20 protein-coding genes and 2 pseudogenes are annotated in these 18,837 nt (G+C 39.1%); 11 read left to right on the top strand and 11 right to left on the bottom strand.

Going from position 1 to position 18,837, the window contains the following annotated elements; genetic code table 11:
* Positions 1–202 precede the first annotated feature (202 nt).
* From AXE82_RS11985 to AXE82_RS11255, 8 genes and pseudogenes are all read right to left on the bottom strand, one after another.
* Positions 203–373: pseudogene (locus AXE82_RS11985) on the bottom strand (restriction endonuclease subunit S); the annotation flags it as partial.
* A gap of 11 nt (positions 374–384) precedes the next feature.
* On the bottom strand, positions 385–1,404 hold the full coding sequence (locus tag AXE82_RS11285; protein WP_007115743.1) for an IS701 family transposase: 1,020 nt from the start codon (positions 1,402–1,404) through the stop codon (positions 385–387).
* A gap of 181 nt (positions 1,405–1,585) precedes the next feature.
* Entirely contained in the window at positions 1,586–2,665 is a 1,080-nt protein-coding gene (locus AXE82_RS11280; protein ID WP_062335111.1) for a restriction endonuclease subunit S, read from the bottom strand.
* Complete coding sequence (locus AXE82_RS11275) at positions 2,662–2,865, bottom strand: DUF3791 domain-containing protein (protein WP_062335110.1); 204 nt, start codon at positions 2,863–2,865, stop codon at positions 2,662–2,664. The genes AXE82_RS11280 and AXE82_RS11275 overlap by 4 nt, the downstream gene beginning before the upstream one ends.
* On the bottom strand, positions 2,862–3,113 hold the full coding sequence (locus AXE82_RS11270) for a hypothetical protein (protein WP_062335108.1): 252 nt from the start codon (positions 3,111–3,113) through the stop codon (positions 2,862–2,864). The genes AXE82_RS11275 and AXE82_RS11270 overlap by 4 nt, the downstream gene beginning before the upstream one ends.
* Positions 3,110–3,589, bottom strand: a complete 480-nt coding sequence (locus AXE82_RS11265) for a DUF3990 domain-containing protein (RefSeq protein ID WP_216635634.1) — start codon at positions 3,587–3,589, stop codon at positions 3,110–3,112. Before AXE82_RS11265 ends, AXE82_RS11270 begins: the two co-directional genes overlap by 4 nt.
* Positions 3,586–5,133 (bottom strand): type I restriction-modification system subunit M, encoded by a 1,548-nt coding sequence (locus tag AXE82_RS11260; protein ID WP_115304631.1) that lies wholly within the window; start codon positions 5,131–5,133, stop codon positions 3,586–3,588. The genes AXE82_RS11265 and AXE82_RS11260 overlap by 4 nt, the downstream gene beginning before the upstream one ends.
* Before the next feature lie 18 nt (positions 5,134–5,151).
* Positions 5,152–5,379, bottom strand: a complete 228-nt coding sequence (locus tag AXE82_RS11255) for a helix-turn-helix domain-containing protein (RefSeq protein WP_062335103.1) — start codon at positions 5,377–5,379, stop codon at positions 5,152–5,154.
* A 173-nt stretch (positions 5,380–5,552) separates the two neighbouring features.
* On the opposite strand from AXE82_RS11255, the gene AXE82_RS11250 reads away from it, so the two are divergent.
* The 4 genes from AXE82_RS11250 to AXE82_RS11230 all read left to right on the top strand — a co-directional run bounded on the left by AXE82_RS11250 (position 5,553) and on the right by AXE82_RS11230 (position 9,905).
* Positions 5,553–5,837: a hypothetical protein gene (locus AXE82_RS11250; RefSeq protein ID WP_062335101.1), complete on the top strand. Its 285-nt coding sequence runs from the start codon at positions 5,553–5,555 to the stop codon at positions 5,835–5,837.
* A gap of 59 nt (positions 5,838–5,896) precedes the next feature.
* Positions 5,897–6,262 (top strand): hypothetical protein, encoded by a 366-nt coding sequence (locus AXE82_RS11245; RefSeq protein ID WP_062335098.1) that lies wholly within the window; start codon positions 5,897–5,899, stop codon positions 6,260–6,262.
* Positions 6,263–6,872: 610 nt separating this feature from the next.
* Positions 6,873–7,355, top strand: a complete 483-nt coding sequence (locus tag AXE82_RS11235) for a plasmid mobilization protein (RefSeq protein ID WP_062335095.1) — start codon at positions 6,873–6,875, stop codon at positions 7,353–7,355.
* A gap of 39 nt (positions 7,356–7,394) precedes the next feature.
* Positions 7,395–9,905 (top strand): relaxase family protein, encoded by a 2,511-nt coding sequence (locus tag AXE82_RS11230; RefSeq protein ID WP_062335093.1) that lies wholly within the window; start codon positions 7,395–7,397, stop codon positions 9,903–9,905.
* A gap of 222 nt (positions 9,906–10,127) precedes the next feature.
* On the opposite strand, the gene AXE82_RS11225 is transcribed toward AXE82_RS11230, so the two are convergent.
* The 3 genes from AXE82_RS11225 to AXE82_RS11215 all read right to left on the bottom strand — a co-directional run bounded on the left by AXE82_RS11225 (position 10,128) and on the right by AXE82_RS11215 (position 12,258).
* Positions 10,128–10,727 carry a malonic semialdehyde reductase gene (locus AXE82_RS11225; RefSeq protein ID WP_062335091.1) on the bottom strand — a complete coding sequence of 200 codons (600 nt, stop codon included), beginning with the start codon at positions 10,725–10,727 and terminating at the stop codon, positions 10,128–10,130.
* A 39-nt stretch (positions 10,728–10,766) separates the two neighbouring features.
* The gene (gene rutD / locus AXE82_RS11220) at positions 10,767–11,540 is read right to left on the bottom strand and encodes a pyrimidine utilization protein D (protein WP_062335089.1); all 774 of its coding nucleotides are present in this window, start codon (positions 11,538–11,540) and stop codon (positions 10,767–10,769) included.
* Positions 11,541–11,634: 94 nt separating this feature from the next.
* Positions 11,635–12,258 carry a TetR family transcriptional regulator C-terminal domain-containing protein gene (locus tag AXE82_RS11215; protein WP_060994630.1) on the bottom strand — a complete coding sequence of 208 codons (624 nt, stop codon included), beginning with the start codon at positions 12,256–12,258 and terminating at the stop codon, positions 11,635–11,637.
* Positions 12,259–12,570: 312 nt separating this feature from the next.
* Here AXE82_RS11215 and rutA point away from each other — a divergent pair, with 312 nt between their 5' ends.
* The 7 genes and pseudogenes from rutA to AXE82_RS11175 all read left to right on the top strand — a co-directional run bounded on the left by rutA (position 12,571) and on the right by AXE82_RS11175 (position 18,616).
* A complete protein-coding gene (gene rutA / locus AXE82_RS11205) occupies positions 12,571–13,677 on the top strand; it encodes a pyrimidine utilization protein A (protein WP_060994628.1) in 1,107 nt (368 codons plus the stop codon).
* Between the two features lie 11 nt (positions 13,678–13,688).
* The gene (gene rutB / locus AXE82_RS11200) at positions 13,689–14,402 is read left to right on the top strand and encodes a pyrimidine utilization protein B (protein ID WP_060994627.1); all 714 of its coding nucleotides are present in this window, start codon (positions 13,689–13,691) and stop codon (positions 14,400–14,402) included.
* 56 nt (positions 14,403–14,458) lie between these two features.
* Positions 14,459–14,842, top strand: coding sequence for a pyrimidine utilization protein C (gene rutC, locus AXE82_RS11195; RefSeq protein ID WP_060994626.1), 384 nt, complete (start codon positions 14,459–14,461; stop codon positions 14,840–14,842).
* A 138-nt stretch (positions 14,843–14,980) separates the two neighbouring features.
* Positions 14,981–15,553 (top strand): NADH-dependent FMN reductase RutF, encoded by a 573-nt coding sequence (rutF, locus tag AXE82_RS11190; protein WP_060994625.1) that lies wholly within the window; start codon positions 14,981–14,983, stop codon positions 15,551–15,553.
* Between the two features lie 27 nt (positions 15,554–15,580).
* Complete coding sequence (locus AXE82_RS11185) at positions 15,581–16,960, top strand: solute carrier family 23 protein (protein WP_060994624.1); 1,380 nt, start codon at positions 15,581–15,583, stop codon at positions 16,958–16,960.
* Between the two features lie 127 nt (positions 16,961–17,087).
* Positions 17,088–17,750: pseudogene (gene ribB / locus AXE82_RS11180) on the top strand (3,4-dihydroxy-2-butanone-4-phosphate synthase); the annotation flags it as partial.
* Positions 17,751–17,848: 98 nt separating this feature from the next.
* Positions 17,849–18,616 carry an SDR family NAD(P)-dependent oxidoreductase gene (locus AXE82_RS11175; protein ID WP_062335087.1) on the top strand — a complete coding sequence of 256 codons (768 nt, stop codon included), beginning with the start codon at positions 17,849–17,851 and terminating at the stop codon, positions 18,614–18,616.
* The last annotated feature ends 221 nt before the right edge of the window (positions 18,617–18,837 follow it).

The following is an 18,837-nucleotide window of genomic DNA, read 5'->3' as shown; positions in this document are numbered from 1 at the left end:
TACAGTTAAATGTATAAATCTATAGATATACTAAAATATCATCAAGTTAGTTGTATGTTAACTTATGGCTATCTATATATTGATGAGTATCAATGTATAAATTTATCTAACTACTAATAAATATATAAATTTAACTGTATATGTTTATATGTATACTATGAGGTATAAATATTTGTGTGTATGTATTTATATGTATGCTATTTTAATTTTTAGGAAAATCAATTAGTTGCTCTCGGTAGTATTCGTATTGCTGCTCACGTAGGGTGATTTCTTTGGGTAAGCCTTCGGTGATAGAGTGGGTTAGGGCTTCAAATTTATCTAAAATATTTACAATTCTTTTTTGCTTATCAAGCGGTGGGATAGCAATTTTAAACCTTATAGGACTTACGCAAAGACGACCGAAGGCGAGCGTAACTGCTCACGCAAATAATCACTGAGTAAACCCCTTTTAACCTGATATAAAGATTGTTTTAACCGTTTAGCCTGTCTGGCTAACTGCAGCCAAACCAGCATACAACAACAAATATGATTCCGCTGAATACGAGCCTTACGACACTGATTAGCTTCAATACCAGTGAGTTGTTTAAGTTCTCGGTGAAACTGCTCAATCTTCCAGCGGATGGCACACACCAATCGTGTGCCATCTGATGAATCCTGAGTGGTGTCATTGGTGACAATCCAGTCCGTGCGGTTTTCATTAACCACTACTCGGAACAGTTGCACTTTGTAATCTTTAGGAAAGGCATGTATTTTAATCAGTTTGCCATTTTGTTGCTCTTGGTCAGTCCAAGTTAATTCGTTGACTGCTTTGTAAGGGTTTACTCCTTTTGAATCATCGACTTTTCGATTGGATTTTAAAGGACAATAATAGATTTTTTGTAAGTTATCAATATACAGCATAATGTCTTTGGTGGCATACCATGTATCCATGAGCACATATTTGAATTTAATTTGTTTGTGTTCAATACTGTGCTGTAGCATGTCTTTTAGATGGTCAAGTTTGCTTTTGCCATCGGTGGTTTTGTCATAAATACGGTAATCAATGAGCCAGTATTGTTCGGTCTTTGGATTGACATAGATACAGTTAACGATGCAGATGCCTTTAATAATGCGATGGGCGTTGCCACTGTATTGGCGATTAACCAATTCGATTTTGTGACTATGATTTTTATCGAGTATGCTGTCATCAAAGATAAGATAGCCATCGTCGTCTAATACGATGTCGTCTTTGACTTTTTCCCATACGAGCTTGGGTTTTAGTTTGTCATGACGTAGGTATCGATTGATGCGGTCATGACTAATTGATTCAGGATGATGTTCTGCGTAGTTGGTAAGGGTGTAATTGGTTTGGCTTACCAGTAAATATTGACAGTAGTCTAAGCGGGTGATAGCTTTTTTCTTCATCTCTTTATGCTATAGTGAAAACTGAATTATATCGAACAGGGTCGTTCGTGGTAGGCCTGTCGAACCATAACGACCGTTACCCTTAGACAAGCTCAGGGCAAACGGTGCTTACTATAATTTAGGATTGACTATACTATATTTTTATCCGCTTTCGCAAAATTTTATGCTTTTTGCGTAAGTCCTACCTTAAAAATTTTTCTGCATTCAACCTAGTAACTTTTGTGCCATGTGCGTATTTTTCTTTATATTTCTGAAACTCAGTGGTTTGCAAAAGATAAGTTAAGTATTTTGTATCAAGTTCAGTATTTGGGCGAAAGGCAAACATATCACCAGAAATAGCTATTTCATTGCCTAACCAACCTAAAGGTTTCATAACGTCCTGTATATTTTCACTTGTACCAGCAAGTAGCACGTCACCATTTTGAGCCTTTTTTAATTTCTTAGCCAAATTTTCAGAAACAAAAGATTTGGTCTTATCTGCAAATGTGCCATAAAAAGTATAAATTTGCCCGTAATGAATTGCAGGAAATCCATCTTCTGTAAAATCAGATTTCTGCAAACCATTACCACGAATTAATTGTCCAAGTTCACCCAAACTTTTCCAATTAATTTCATCACTGGAAAACGAAAGCAATTTATCACGGTAATATTGATATTGCTTTTCTCGCATGTTAAGCTCGGCTGTAAGCTCGGCTGTAAGCTCGGCTGTAACGGCTGTAAATGTGTCCAAAATTCGTACAATCTCGGCTTGAACGTCAAGCGGTGGGATTGGAACTTGGATTTTTTTAAACCTTTCCTTAGAGATATTAAAACGAGTAACGCCACTTGCTGTACGTGCAATTTGTGTACGCATTAAGTCACCACGAAATAAAAATTTAGTGAACTCTGGCATTAATTCAACATCATCATTAAATCTTAAACCAAATGAAAAACTGTTTAAATAAATTTTTTCAATTGGATGTTCTGTAACAACTGATGAAATTCCCGCTTCAGCTTGAGTTTCTGATGAACCCGTAAATAAAATATCACCATGTTTTATGAAATGTTGTTTTTCATTGTCATTAGCTTTTACAGTACCAAGATTTTGTAAATCCACCGCCAAATTTGCAAAAATATTTTTATAACTTACATATTTGGCGTTACCGTTTTCAAAATCAGCTTTATTTTTTCCAGTCAAACCACCGTATAAAACAGAAACATCCCCAAGCGTTTTCCACTCAACTTTTTGCCCTTTTAACAACTTATTCAAAATCGCACTCACGCCCCTGCCTCCGCCATCATTCTATCAATATCCGCAAAGGCATTTTCCAATCGCTCAATATGGTATAACTCATACATATCCACGATAAACTGCGTAATCCCTAACGATTCCCACATTGCCAAAACCTTTTGAGCCGAAACCTGTCGATACTCAGCATAACGCTCTAACAAATAAATAAAAAATGCGTATTCCTTGCTCATACTTCATCCGCCCGTAAATACAGTGAATTGCGTGGATTGCCTGTCACTTGCTCACTTTCCCACATATCAAAAATAATCAAGGGACTTACCTTGTATAACTCAAGCTCTGGGTCTTGTAACATGGCATAGGTTTCAGAGCTGATAAACGCCTTAATCGCTTGCAATTCATCAAAACCGTATTTTTCAACGATATGTTGCACCACATGACGGTCAAAAAAATCTAATGTTCGGGCTGATACAGCGTTCATACGATTTTGCTCCCCTGATAAGTCAAATAGCCTAAGCTAATCTCACTACAAAACGCATATTGGTCAGTCAAATTCTGCGGTAATAAACGCCGAACCGCTTCTTCTTGGGTGTATCTGCCATCCATATAATCATCAATGACAGGTAAAGTGGCATCATTAGCAACAGGACCAATCACGATATCAAAATCAAAAAGTTTTAACGCTTTGCGATTATTAACGACAAATTCGAGCCAATCGGCATCGGCGTTTTCAAAGTGCATCAAATTTAAAGCAATCGCACGCTCTTCATCAAAGGAATAAATATTGATAATGGCTTGTCCCTGTTGACGTCTTTTAAAAACCAGTTTCGCCCAGCGTTCCGCTTGAGCATAGCTACTGGTCAAATAAAATCCACAACCAAAATCTAAGGCTCGTAAATTGGGTAAAATCTTTGGCATATCGACAGCGACATTGCTACCGTGATAGAGTGTTATCATGCCTCAATCTCCGCCACAATTGCATCAATCTCTTTGCGTAACCTATCAATATTGGCAACCGTCTGGGCAAGTTCGGCATTTAATGTTTGAATATCAATCACTTCACGGGTGTCTTCGGCTTCCACATAGCTACTCACCGCTAAATTGTAGTCATTTTCGGCAATCTCACGATTTTCGACCGACTTGGCAAAATAGGGAATATCTGTTTTGCTGGCGAAAACATCGATAATCTGGGCAATATGGTCATCGGTTAGCGTGTTAGTATTGGTTTCTTTTTTAAACAACTTACTGGCATCAATAAACTGGGTTTTATTATCGGCTTTATGTTTTGATAAAACTAGAATATTTACCGCAATCGACGTACCAAAAAACAAGTTGGGGGCAAGTGAAATCACCGTTTCGACAAAGTTGTTATCGACCAAGTATTGTCGGATTTTTTGTTCCGCACCGCCACGGTAGAAGATACCTGGGAAAGAGACAATCGCCGCCCGTCCTTTACTCGATAAATATGCCAAGGCGTGCAGAATAAAGGCAAAATCTGCCTTTGACTTAGGAGCCAGTACGCCCGCAGGGGCAAAACGCTCGTCATTAATTAGCGTTGGGTCATCGCTACCCACCCATTTGACCGAGTAGGGGGGATTCGACACAATCACATCAAACGGTTTATCATCGCCAAAATGGGGCTCAAGTAGGGTGTCGCCGAGCATGATATTAAACTTGTCGTAATTGATATTATGCAAAAACATATTCATACGAGCCAGATTGTAGGTCGTGTGATTGATTTCTTGTCCAAAAAAACCTTCCTCAATGATATGCTCATCAAATTGCTTTTTGGCTTGCAATAATAGCGACCCCGAACCCGCCGCAGGGTCATAAATCTTATTTACGGTTGTCTGACCATGTAATGCCAGTTGAGCAATCAATTTAGAAACGTGTTGTGGGGTAAAAAATTCACCGCCTGATTTGCCTGCATTGGCAGCATAGTTAGAAATCAAAAATTCGTACGCATCACCAAACAAATCAATATGATTGTCTTCAAAATTACCAAAATCTAAATTTTCCACACCTTTTAGCACGGCCGCAAGGCGTTTATTTTTGTCTGCGACTGTATTACCTAAACGGCTACTGGTGGTGTCAAAATCGCCAAATAACCCTTTAATATCAGGTTCGGAAGGGTAGCCTAGGGCAGACGCTTCAATATCTGAGAAAATATTGGCTAAATCCGTATTTAAACTGTCATTGGTGTTAGCATTTTTCGCCACATTGCTAAATAGCTGACTGGGATAAATAAAATAGCCTTTGGTCTTAATCGCATCATCTTTGATACTGGCTAAAATAGGACTGTCATCGGGGAATGTGGCGTAATTGACGCTATCGTCACCCCCTTCGATATAACTAGCAAAATTCTCACTGATAAAGCGATAGAATAACGCCCCCAACACATACTGCTTAAAATCCCAACCATCGATAGAACCGCGCACATCATTAGCAATTTGCCAAATACGACGTTGCAGCTCTGCACGTTGCAAAATAGCGGTCATAATATATCCTAAAAATAAATATTAACTTGATGGCTGACTTTCAGCGACAGGTTTCTCGAAAATAAACACATCTTTGGGCTCGCAATCCAAATAAATGCACAACTTATCTAACGTCTCAAAATCAATCCGAGAGGATTCATTATTAAAAAGCCGATAAAGCGTTGTCCGATTTACACCCGAATCACGCTCTGCATCTGCAACACGGAGCCCACGTTGGGCAAAAAGCACAGGTAAATTCAACTTAATCATAGAAAAACCAGATAAATGACAAAAAATGCTTGACTTAGTTTTCTTTATGTTTTAATTTATTTCCTGTAGAGAAAACAAAATTAAATATAAAGAAAATTATATTTTCTTTTGATTTACTATTATCGCATAGGAATGAATAATTTACCAAAAATTATCCCACAAGGAGCACAAAAATGCACCCAAACCCCGTCATCCAACACCTCTATGATCAACTTGACCAAAGAAAAAACCGCCAACAGCAAATTAATAAGCTTACAAGCCAACTAATCAAAGAACAGCGGATACAACCAGGTGACAACCTTTACCTGTTTCTAGGACTCATCAAACGCTGCAACAACACCCAAGCCATTCAAACATGGATTTCAGAAATATTAGACGAAATAGACGTAAACGACGACCAAGAAAAATACCAACAACTTGAACATAAATTTCTAAAACTTATGCCAGAAATAGCATAGAACAAGTCCCTTTAACAACCGCTAAAACCACAAGGCTAACCTAAAAAAAGGACCATCATATGGACTACAAATACCTCGCAAAAAACCACATCAGTGAACAACAAACCATCATTGTGCGTGACTACTTTGAAACCCCACTAGAGACTCACGGCAATCATTTAGATCACATCACACATATCTGTCAGTATTACAACATCAGTGCACCGTTACTAAGGATAATGGTCAGCCACTTCAAAATCTATGACACCCAAACCCACTGTAGAGAGTGCAACATCATGCGACAAATCTACGAACCGACCTATAACTATCAGAACCAAAAATTCAATTGGATATGCGATGACTGTCACCAATTTATCCAACAGCCATTTGACAGCAATTTTTCAGCAGAACAATTCTATAATGAAGACTATGATTGTCCCTTCTAAAATCTTATCGGCTAAAATCATTTTATGAATGCCATCATAAAAAAAACATAAAGATCTTGCTTAAAAAAGACAGCTAACGAAAATGAACTGGCTGTCTTTTTCAAAAGAACCATCTCAAAAATATTTAACCCACAATAGACCCACACTAAAGATTCCACCAAAAAGATTGTACCGATCCAACCAAATTCACTAATAATTTCTACTATCTTTAGCAAATCATACTCTCTTTCAAATAATTAAAAGAATAGGGAAGGATTTATCGAAAACAAATTTATCCTACATAGAAAGTCTCACAACCCACCAAAGAACTATCACTAACTCAGATACAGAACTGCATCAATTCCATGAGATGACAACCAAAAATTAGTATGCTAACCTAACCAATATAAATGAAAAAAAATTGGCATAGCCAGCACATGCATAGACACCAAATTTACTAACGTAAATTGACTGTCTCTGCGTCCTGGCAAAGGGGGCTTGCCCCCTTTTGAAACCCCAAGCACCCATTTATCGCTTCACATAGTTGCGATTAAAATGGGTGCTCATTGGGGAGACCCCAAACCCCCTTTAACCAAAAATGGACTTCATAAAAAATAGATAGGCACTAAAAATGGCACAACAATCAGCCGAAAAAAAGCAAAGCCATGACAAAGTATCGGTAAAAAACTCATTAAAAAAACTACGAGATAAGCGGCTTAACATTCGCTTTAGTGACGAAGAATTTTCTATGCTCGAAGCCAAAGCTGAAGGGATGAGTTTGGCTCGCTATGCTCGTGCAATTTTAACTAAGGGAAAGGTGACAAGACGTGAACGGGATTTTCCGACGATTGACCCAAGACTATTACAACAACTGCACGCTATGGGTAAAAATTTAAATCAACTGGTGCGTTATACCCATGAGCAAGCCAATGCCAAACGTCCGATTGATACCCTAAATTTAGCACTAGCCATTGATAATATGGCTGAACAATTGGCTGGGTTAAAAGCCCAGTATCAAGTCAAAAAAAATTACTTTACTGCGGGGGAAGGTGAGGATCATGCGACTGAAGACATTGATGATTCTATTGCTATGCCAATGGAAGTTTCACACTAAAAAAGGGCAAGCTAAATAACCTTGTGACTGGGTGATACTGTGCTATTGAAATTCTTTAAACGAGGCGGCACTGATGATGACAGGCGCACATTAGGGGGCAGTGCCGTAAAACATTATTTACTCGGGACTCACACTCAACCGCGTGACAAAGCCCGTTTGCTATTGGGTGATGCTGATGAAGTCACTGAGATTATTAATGGCTTGCCATTTGCCAAAGTTTATACCTCAGGCTGTCTAAGCTTTCATGAGGATGACAAACTCACCGAAGCTCAAAAGTTTGACATCATGGCCGACTTTGAAGCCATGATGTTTGTTGGTCTTGAACCGTATCAATACACCAGTTATTGGGTTGAACATACGGATAAAGGTCGGGTCGAGCTTAACTTTGTCTTTCCTAATGTTGAGTTGATATCGGGCAATCATCTACAAGTCTATTATCACAATCGTGATTTGAACCTTGTTAATAGCTGGAAAAATTTGACCAATGATAAGTATGGTTTTATCAATCCTTCTGATTTAGAAAACCGTCGGGATGTGACTCCCAGTATTGGTCCAAATCTGTTGAAAGACTGGGATCAGTCGAATAAGCAAAAAATTATCGATAAGCTCAAACACTACCAAAGCATTGAGGATTTTAAACAACAACTCACCGATGTGGTACTAACTCAAGCGGCATTGCGACAACAAACCGATGAGCCTTTAACCTGTCAAGATGACGTTGCAAAATTGCTTGAAGACTTCGGTTTCGAAATCTCTCGCAGAGGCAAAGACAGTATCAGTATTAAAAACCCTGACCCCACCAAAAAAAATATAAAACTTAAAGGTGTCATTTATGAGCGAGACGTCACCCAATCCATTATTAGCTACATTGCACAACGCACAGGCCCAAACCAATCAGCAAATCCAATCCCAGCAGGAACAAGAGAAGACCAGCTTAGAACAGCAGAAACAATTTTTCCAAGCGAGCTTGAAAAACGTCGAGAACGACATTATCAGCGGTATGACGAAAATTTGCGAGCTGCTCGAGCAGTATCAAAAGAGCAGTCGAAGCTTAAGCGACAGTCATCTAAAGCAGCATCAAAGCTGGCTCAATCAGACCTGTCAGACCTTGGAGAGCGCCAAACAGGCCTTGCTTGGGATGTTGGAGCAAATGGATCAGCTCAAGCAGCAGACGAGCGACGATTATCAGCGCATTCAAACTCACCTGACGGAGCAGGGCAATCAACTGCATCAAGCCATAACCAACGAGACAAGAACCACCCTGCAGCATCACCAACAGCAGCAACAAACCCTACGGGCGCAGATGGAGGCGAATCATCAAGCGGATATCGAAGCTATCGAGGACAGCCAACAACAGAGCAGGGCGCTGATTGGGCAAATGGCACGCAACAAACTGCGCCTAGGAATCGTGATGGGCAGCCTATTGGGGGGATTGATACTGCTGATGCTGATTCTGACTCTGATGAATTACAGCCAGTACCAGGATTGGCAAGAGACCAAGATCTTGGTCGACCAAAGTCAAAAGGAGCTAAGCTTACTCAATCAACAAATCAATCGTACACCACTTCAATATCAAGCCCAAGCCCTTACGGATATCCAGGCGGTGTATGGTGGTGGTATCAATATCACTCCCAAAAATCCAAAAAACGCCGTGTGTCAGAACAACGGTTTTGGCTATCCGACTTTATTTATCAGCCAAAACCCGTATTACCGTCCCAATTAGAGAAAAATAACCATGCAACCCATTACCACCCAACAACTCATTACCGAGAGCTTAAACAAGCTGTCGAGCGATTTGTACAGCCAAGTGAGCCAGACGCTCAACCAACTCAAGCAGCAGCAACCGCAGACAATCGACAAGATGGTACAAAAACATCTGGAATTGATGTTGCCCAGCTTATATCAACAACTGTTAGTACACCTCGACCAACAGATACAGCAAAAAACCCAGCAACACAACCAGCAAATCAGCGACTACTTGACCGAATTAGACAAGCTACAGACCGCCGAGATAGCAACACTGAAAAAAGGACAAGAAGAATTTCAAAACTTGCAAGACAAGATCCAATCAACCTTGACCCGCTTGGATGTTATACAAATCGTCGACGAAAGCGAGTTCGAAAAGTCACTGACAGATTTAAAGGCTTCGATAAAGACATTACAGAGCAGTATATCGCAGAGCAACAGCGAGCAGCAAAGCTTAGAAAGCTTAATCAGCGAGCTGGAAACGTTAAAAACGGATTTAGTGGACAAAGTGAGCGAATTGACAAAGTTGCAGTCGGATTTAACCAGTTACACAATGCAGTTAAAGCAATTATTGAGTTGATCATCAATTTACTCAAACAATTATTTAATAGCCTAAGCAATCAATTTAGCAATGTGGTTAAAATCAATACTGAGACCAAGCAGCCATTATCGCCTCAACAGAAAACCAATTATGTTAATAGCCGTCCACAGAGTTTGGGCTGGTATAATGAGCTCAAAGATGAAGTTAAAACGCTGCCAAAAGAGCGCAAAAATGATAACGTACCAAGATTTAGAATGAGATAATGTGAGACAAGAAAGATTGGTATTTAACATAATCAAAGTTGGGAGTAGTAAAAAACTTATGATCAGTATAGTTTGTGACTTTTTTATGGATAATAAGTTATTACAGAAGGGTGGCTAAACGACTATTTCTTTAAAAGATGGATTTAGAAAAATTTTAAATGTAGAAACCCAAAACTATGTTTGGGTTTCTAATAAGAGATAAAATAATCAACAAAAATTATATTATACGATTTTACAAGCCTCCTCAAAAGCCAATCTTGGCAAGCGTGAATACTGTTTCTCTTTTTCACCGTAGCCTATATTAATTAATAGATTAGATTTCCACTGAGTACCTGCTAGGAAGGTGGCATCAACCACATTGATTTGAAAGCCAGACATCGGGCCTGTATCGAGTCCCAAGCTACGACAAGCCATAATCAAATAAGCCGCTTGCATCGAGCTGTTACGAAAGGCGGTCTCTTTTGCCATCTCGGGGCTAGAGGTAAACCATGATTTAGCATCGGTATGGGGGAATAGTTGAGGGAGTTTTTCGTAAAAAGATTCATCATAGGCGACAATCACAGTGACAGGGGCATTCATGGTTTTTTCAACATTCCCTGAAGACAGAGCAGGTTTTAATCTTTCTTTGGCTTCGGCAGATTTGACAAAGACAAAGCGAGCGGGCGAACAATTAGCCGATGTTGGACAGAGCTTTACCAAGTCATAAAGTTGTTGCAATATCTCATCTGAAACTGGTTTGTCTTGCCAATGGTTGAATGTTCTAGCTTGATGAAATAATTGATTTAAACTTTCATCGCTAAGACTTTGATTATATACAGACATTTTTTTATCCTTTTTCTATTTAGTTAGGTTAAAAGTTAACTAGATTAAAAATTTTAAAATCGTTTGATTCATCATTGTTGGTTGAGTGACGGTGCTAGCATGACCACCTGTCGCCATCAGGTTAAATTTGGCATGGGGCATATTTTGAGTCAGTGATAGGCCCCGTTGCCAAGGCACTAAGGTGTCATCGGCATTGCTTATCACTAAAGTTGGATGATTGACGGTTGCTGCGGTTGTTTTGGGTTGGTAGGCTTTTAAGGAGTTTAAGCGAGCCAGAACATTGGGTATGGGTGCGAATTTTACAATGGCTTGATTTTCTTGTTCGGTTAAAATTTGGGCATTTTCTGAAATCCACTGCGGTGGGTATAAAAAAATGGCTTGGGCCTTAACATATGCCTCAATACCTGTATGCTCAAGTAAACTTTGACGTAAATTAAAACATTTTAGGGTATAAAAATCGAGTTCATCCCAAGGATTGAGCAAAACCAATTTTTCTAATAATTGAGGCGCTTGGGCTGCGACCTCTAATCCAATAAAAGCACCGAGTGCATGACCGACAAAATGACAACTGGATAAATTGTTACACTTTAAAATGTCAACAAGTTCAGTCGCTAAATCTTTGAGCTGATAGTTAGAAGACAATAACTCGCTATCTTGCTGCACGCCTTGTTGGTCATAACATAACACCTGAAAATGTTGGGTAAAAAAGTCAATTTGCGGTTGCCAAAAATTCGCATGACCGCCTAAACCAGAGCTAAAAACCAGCGTTTTTGTAATAGATTTATCGTTACAGGGAAAAATTTCTACTGTCATACATTCTTGCCTTTATCCATTTTTAATGACTAATCAACTAAAAATGAACTATTCAAGAATCATACCAATACTAACGTGGGTGAAAACACCTTTGCTAAGGGATTAAACTATCAACCAATAATTGAAAGCTGGTTTGTTTTGCCTCAGTGGTAAATTTTTTATTGGATAAAGTCTTACCCACGACGGCGTCAGTCTGCACAGCAAAATCCGCATAATGCTGGGTTACCGCCCAAATATGAAAAATAAGATGATAGGGAGAGACGGCTTTTAGTTTCCCTTGTTCTATCCATGTCTCGATGACCTGAACCTTTTGCTTAACCAGTTTTTTAAGTGGTCCTTTTAATACGTTCATCAAATGCGGGGCTCCCTGCATAATTTCTAGGGCATATAGCCTTGAAGATTCGGGGTTATTTTTGGATAGCTCATATTTGACGGCAATATAATTTTTCAAAGCCTCTTTTGGCTCTGCTTTGGTTTCCAGTCCAGCAAGTGGCGTTAACCATTCTGTCAACACATCTTCTAAAACGACAACATATAAATCTTCTTTATTATCAAAATAATACAATAAATTAGACTTTGACATATTGGCTTTTTTGGCAATCGTTTCAATGCGGGCTCCATTAAGCCCCAATTGAGAAAATTCGACCAAGGCAGCTTGTAAAATCTCTTTGCGTTTGAGACTTGTTTTATCAGTTTCTGGATTGATTGCGTTTTTCATAACAATTGCCTTATTCGTTTAAATCTTAAGCTTTGTTTGCAGATTTATAACAACATTATCTATTAAATTTCACCAAAAAATCACCTTTACCTTGCACCTGTTTGAAGCATATGCACAAATATGATGAATGAATTTGACCATTTGGTCAAATTTAAATTTTATAAAATTTGCATAAAATATTGATTTTAATAGTATTAAATATTGGCACGCTAAATGCAATAGAGAAAATATGAGAAATTTTGATTTCATAATTTTTTTCATAACCCCAAAATTCATTTATACAAGCATTCTTAGAAGAAGGAAGGTAACAATATGAAAGTAGGTATCTTTTGTCCGATTGGTAACAACGGTTGGCTTATTTCAAAAAATGCACCACAGTACAAACCTACGTTTGAATTAAATAAAGAAATCGTACAACGTGCTGAACACTATGGCTTTGATTTTGCCCTGTCGATGATTAAATTGCGGGGCTTTGGTGGCGAAACCGAATTTTGGGATTATAACTTAGAAACCTTTACCTTGATGGCAGGTTTAGCCGCCGTCACCTCAAAAATAAAAATCTACGCAACTGCCGCAACGCTAGTCATGCCACCTGCGATTGTCGCTCGTATGGCGTCAACCATTGACTCGATTTCAAATGGACGTTTTGGTTTAAATGTGGTAACAGGTTGGCAAAAACCTGAATATAGCCAAATGGGTATGTGGCCAGGGGAGGAGTACTTTGGCAAACGCTATCAATATTTATCCGAGTATGTCCAAATTTTAAGACAACTGTTTGAAACAGGGCAGTCTGATTTTAAAGGCGAATTCTTTAACATGGATGATTGCCAAGTCAAACCTATGCCACAAGCGGACATGAAAATCATTTGTGCAGGTCAATCCGATGATGGTTTAGCCTTCTCAGCAAAATATGCCGATTACAACTTTGTGTTTGGTAAAGGCTTAAATACCCCAACTGCTTATGCACCCATTAACGACCGCTTAAAAGCCCAAACCGATAAAACAGGTCGTGATGTCTCGACTTATGTACTGTTTATGGTCATCGCCGATGAAACGGATGAAAAGGCTCAGGCTAAATGGCAAAGCTATAACGAAGGGGCAGATATGGAAGCAATTGCTTGGTTACAAGACCAAGGTAGCAAAGATAAGACTTCGGGCAGTGATACCAATATTCGCCACATGGCGTCAAGCGTGTCGCCTGTCAATATCAATATGGGTACGCTGATGGGTTCATACGAGAAAGTCGCCAGTATGCTCGATGCAATCGCTGAAATTAAAGGCACGGACGGTATTCTTTTGACTTTTGATGATTTTATCCAAGGCGTTGAGGACTTTGGTACTCGCATTCAACCTTTGATGAAAAGTCGCATTGATGTGGATAGTCCAATTGCTAGTCAAGTCAGCAAATCAGTGGCTTAAGGAGCAATAAAATGAATTCTGAATCTATCGTTTGTGCAAATTTTACTTCAGAAACTGCACCTGTGTTAAAAGCTGAGCCAGAGTCTATCAAACTAGATCCAGCCCAAACGGCTCTCATCATTGTCGATATGCAAAATGCTTATACCAGTATGGGTGGCTATTTGGACTTGGCAGGGTTTGATGTGTCTAAGACTACCCCTGTCGTTGCCCAAATTAAAAAAGCCATTGATATTGCTCATAAAGCAGGTATCCAAGTTATCTTTTTTCGTAATGGTTGGGATGAGAATTATGTGGAAGCAGGCGGTGAAGGCTCACCGAACTTTCATAAATCAAACGCCCTAAAAACCATGCGACAAAAACCAGAACTCAATGGCAAGCTGTTGGCAAAAGGTGGTTGGGACTATGATTTAATCGATGAGTTGTCGCCCAGTAAAGATGATATTGTTATTGATAAACCCCGTTATAGCGGTTTTTACAATACCAGTCTCGATAGCATGTTGCGTGTCCGTGGTATCCGTAATTTAATTTTTACAGGCATTGCCACCAACGTTTGTGTTGAATCCACCTTGCGAGACGGCTACTTTTTAGAGTATTTCGGCATTTTATTGGATGATGCGTGTTATCAAGCAGGCCCTCGTGAAGCCCATGACGCCACACTTTACAACGTCAAAACCTTTTTTGGTTGGGTGAGTAATGTCGCAAATATGGAATCCTGTTTTCCATAAAAAATAAATAAAATCAATTATTAACAAATAAACAACTCAATATAAGGAATTTTATCATGGCAAAAACAGTCATTATCCCAGAAGGCACTGGCAAACCATTAGCACCCTATGTACCTGCTACCAAAGCAGACAATATTGTGTATGTATCAGGGACGCTTGCGTTTGATGAAAACAATAACGTGGTGCATGTTAGTGATGCGGCAGCTCAAACCCGTCATGTATTAACCACGATTCAAAAAGTGATTGAAACAGCAGGCGGCACAATGGACGATGTGACTTTTAATTCTATTTTTGTAAAAGACTGGGCGGATTATGCAGCGGTTAATACGGTATATGCCGAATTTTTCCCAAATGACAAACCTGCTCGTTTTTGTATTCAATGTGGTTTAGTTAAACCTGATGCGTTAGTCGAAATCGCTTCTATTGCCCATGTTGGCTAAATAACTTTAACTAAAGGTGGCTTTGACCGAAGGTGTTGTCAATTAATCATCTAGTGTAAAAAATTACCGCTTTAATCTTAACCCAAGCATAGCAATCACCCATTTCCATTTCTATGCTTGGTGTGCAGGGGAGACACCATGAATTCATTAAATATTGAAAAAGCTTTGGGTGGGACCGCTAGAATTAAGAGTGATTCAACCCAGTTATTAAAACCCAAACTGAATGAAACCCAGCAAAATTATCGTAATGCAATGAGTAATTTAGCGGCTGCGGTAAATATTATTACAACGGATGGTGCTGCTGGTAAGGCCGGATTTACCGCTTCTGCGGTATGTAGTGTGACCGATACGCCACCCACCTTGTTAGTGTGTCTGAATAAAAATGCCTCTGTTTATCAAACCTTTAAAAATAACAAAGTGTTGTGCGTGAATACCTTGGCGTTAGAACATAAAGAGTTGAGTAATCTGTTTGGTGGTAAAACGCCCATGCCAGAACGTTTTGCTCAAGGTAATTGGACGACCTTAACAACAGGCTCACCTGTACTTGAAGATGCTATTTTATCCTTTGACTGTGAAGTTAAAGCCATTAACACGGTCGGTACGCACGATATTTTCATCTGTGAAGTGGTGGATATTCGACATAAACCTGAATCGCAAAGCTTGGTTTATTTTAACCGAGATTATCATCAATTAAGTAAAGTCAATCATTAGCTACTTAACTCAAACATAGGGGGCAATATGGAAAATTGGTTTGTAAAATGGCGACCTTATCAAGGTAATATCGAGACGACACCTGTCAAGATTGATGAATATTTACCCATGGGTAAAAATATCATTTTAGGAGCTCAGCACGCTTTTGCTATGTTTGGTGCGACGATTCTTGCACCCTTGCTAATGGGGTTTGACCCAAGCTTAACCATGATGATAACCGGCTTTGGCACGATTTTGTTCTTTTTAATAACAGGCGGCCATGTACCTAGCTACTTGGGTTCAAGTTTTGCCTTTATTGGGGCGGTTGCTGCGGCAACAGGTTATAGTGGTACAGGGGCTAACCCAAATATTGAACTGGCATTGGGCGGTACCATCGTTTGTGGCATTTTATATGCCATTGTCGGTTTGATTGTTATGAAAACGGGTACAGATTGGATAGAGCGACTGATGCCACCTGTGGTGACGGGTGCGATTGTGATGATTATTGGCTTGAACTTAGCCCCTGTTACAATCAAGAGTGTGTCAGGCAGTAATTTTGATGCTTGGATGGCATTAGTGACCGTGCTTTGCATTAGCTCAGTAGCGGTATTTACCAAAGGTATGGTACGTCGACTGTTGCTATTGGTGGGTTTGGTAGTTTCTTATATTATTTACTTTTTGGTCGCCAATGTGATGGGACTCGGTAAACCCATTGACTTTGCACCAGTTGCCAATGCGGCTTGGTTTGGTTTACCAACTTTTCATCATCCTGTGTTTCAAACCAACGCTATTTTGATGATTGCCCCTGTGTTTATTATTTTGATTGCTGAAAATTTAGGGCATTTTAAAGCCGTTGGTGCAATGACAGGACAAAATATTTCACCTTACATGGGTCGAGCATTTTTAGCGGATGGGGTATGTACCACGCTTTCTGCCTCAATAGGCGGCACAGGTATGACCACTTATGCGGAAAATATTGGCGTTATGGCTGCCACCAAAATTTATTCTACCGTGGTATTCGTGATTGCAGGGGTGTTTGCTATTTTATTGGGCTTATCACCGAAATTTGGTAGCTTGATTAGCACGATTCCTGTGGCGATTTTAAGCGGTGCGTCGATTGTGGTATTTGGTTTGATTGTGATTGCAGGGGCAAGAATTTGGCTAAATGCCCATATCGATTTTAGTAAAAATAGCAATATGTTTGTCGCTGCCGTACCAATTATCATGGGTACAGGTAACTACTCACTACATATTGGTAGTTTTGATTTGGGCGGTATCGGTACCGCAACCTTTATTGCTATTTTGATGAATGTACTTTTCAGTTTTTCAAAAGAAGAGCCTGCTATCAATAGTACAAGTGATACCAAAAACATTGAATCGACTAATTGGAATGCTGAACCAGCATTGAGTGTTACTAAAACTCACTAGGGGGCTTCTTGGAGTTATTCAATAAACAAAATAATTCATGATAAAAATAGGTATGAATAAAAACTTAAGGTAAGGCATTTGTTAATGCAATGTCTTACCCATAGATATACGATAAAGGTAATATAAAATGAACACGATTGATGAGATTATTCAAGATATTAAACAAGGAAAAATGGTTGTTATTTTGGATGATGAAGACAGGGAAAATGAAGGCGATTTGGTGATGGCGGCATCTTGTGTCAGACCAGAGGATATTAACTTTATGATTACTCACGCTCGAGGACTTGTGTGCTTGACCTTAACCCCTGAACAATGTTCTAAATTAAACTTACCTTTGATGTGCCGAAATAATCAGTCGCAATTTAGTACCAATTTTACGGTTTCGATTGAAGCTGCCAAAGGCATAACCACTGGTATTTCTGCTCTTGATAGAGCAAAAACCATTCAAGCAGCCGTCTCACCCAATGCAAAAGCAACAGATGTGGTGAGTCCAGGTCATATTTTCCCTATCATGGCAAAACCCAATGGTGTACTGCAACGTAATGGGCATACCGAAGCAGGCTGTGATTTAGCAAGATTGGCTGGATTACACCCATCTGCCGTCATCGTTGAAATCATTAAACCTAATGGTGAAATGGCTCGGCGTGACGATTTGATAGCATTTGCCAAAAAACACGATTTGAAAATAGGCACGATAGCTGATTTGGTTAAGTATCGTAAACGTGAGGAAATAAGTGCGTTTAGTCATAAGCAAACAAATATGACTCACTATGCAGGTAGTCGCCTTTATTGTTAATTCAATATTATTTTATAGAAGTTAGGTTTGCTATTTTTAACCCTGAAATACCTAATAGAGTGCTGGTGCAATTAAAACAAGTGAGAGTAAAAATGAATATTTTAGTGACAGGCGTAACGTCAGGGTTTGGTAAAGCGATTGCTGAATTACTTATTTCAAAAGGTAATACTGTTATCGGAACGGGCAGACGCCAAGAAAAACTGGAGAAACTTAAAGCCCAATTTTCTACACAAGGGCAAGGTGATAAATTCATTCCAATGAACTTTGACATATCCGATTTAGCCACAACAAAAACTGCTTTACAAAGCCTGCCACAAGATTTTCTCGCCAATATTGATGTACTTATTAATAATGCAGGACTTGCTTTAGGATTAGAGCCAGCAGACAAAGCGAATTTTAATGATTGGCAAAGAATGATTAATACCAACGTATTGGGATTGGTTCATCTTACCCATGAGATTCTCCCCTTTATGACCGCTAAAAACAGCGGATATGTTATTAATATCGGTTCAACAGCAGGTAATCATCCCTATTTTGGGGCAAACGTGTATGGAGCGACCAAGGCATTTGTTCGACAGTTTAGTTTAAATTTACGGGCCGATCTAGTGGGCAAAAAAGTACGTGTCACTAACTTAGAGCCTGGACTATGTGGTGGTACAGAATTTAGTAATGTCCGTTTTAAAGATGATTATGATAAAGCATCTGCTGTGTATGAAGGTGTGGAGTATATCCAACCAACTGACATTGCCAATATTGTAGCATGGCTGGTTGAACAACCTGAGCATCTAAATGTCAACGAATTAGAACTTATGCCTACTGCTCAGACCTTCGCAGGGTTGACTGTTGTTAAAGATTTATGAGTCAATAGAATCCTCAGTATTGAAGATAATTTAAAAGAACAACACCGATAATGGAATTTAATAAACTTTACTTTATAAATAGTTAAATGCTTGTGAGATTAAAGTTTGACAGGCATTTAATTTTTGAAATTTAGAATTTTTCTTTTGTAAATATTTGGTTTTAAATAAATTATTTAACATAAAATAAATTGTGCGAAATTATATATGCTAGCTAATAATTT

It is taken from the genome of Moraxella osloensis (assembly GCF_001553955.1).
In the GTDB taxonomy this organism is placed as follows: Bacteria; Pseudomonadota; Gammaproteobacteria; order Pseudomonadales; family Moraxellaceae; genus Faucicola; species Faucicola osloensis.
Note: the sequence above shows the minus strand (reverse complement) of the source record. Positions and strands in the feature narration are given on the sequence as shown.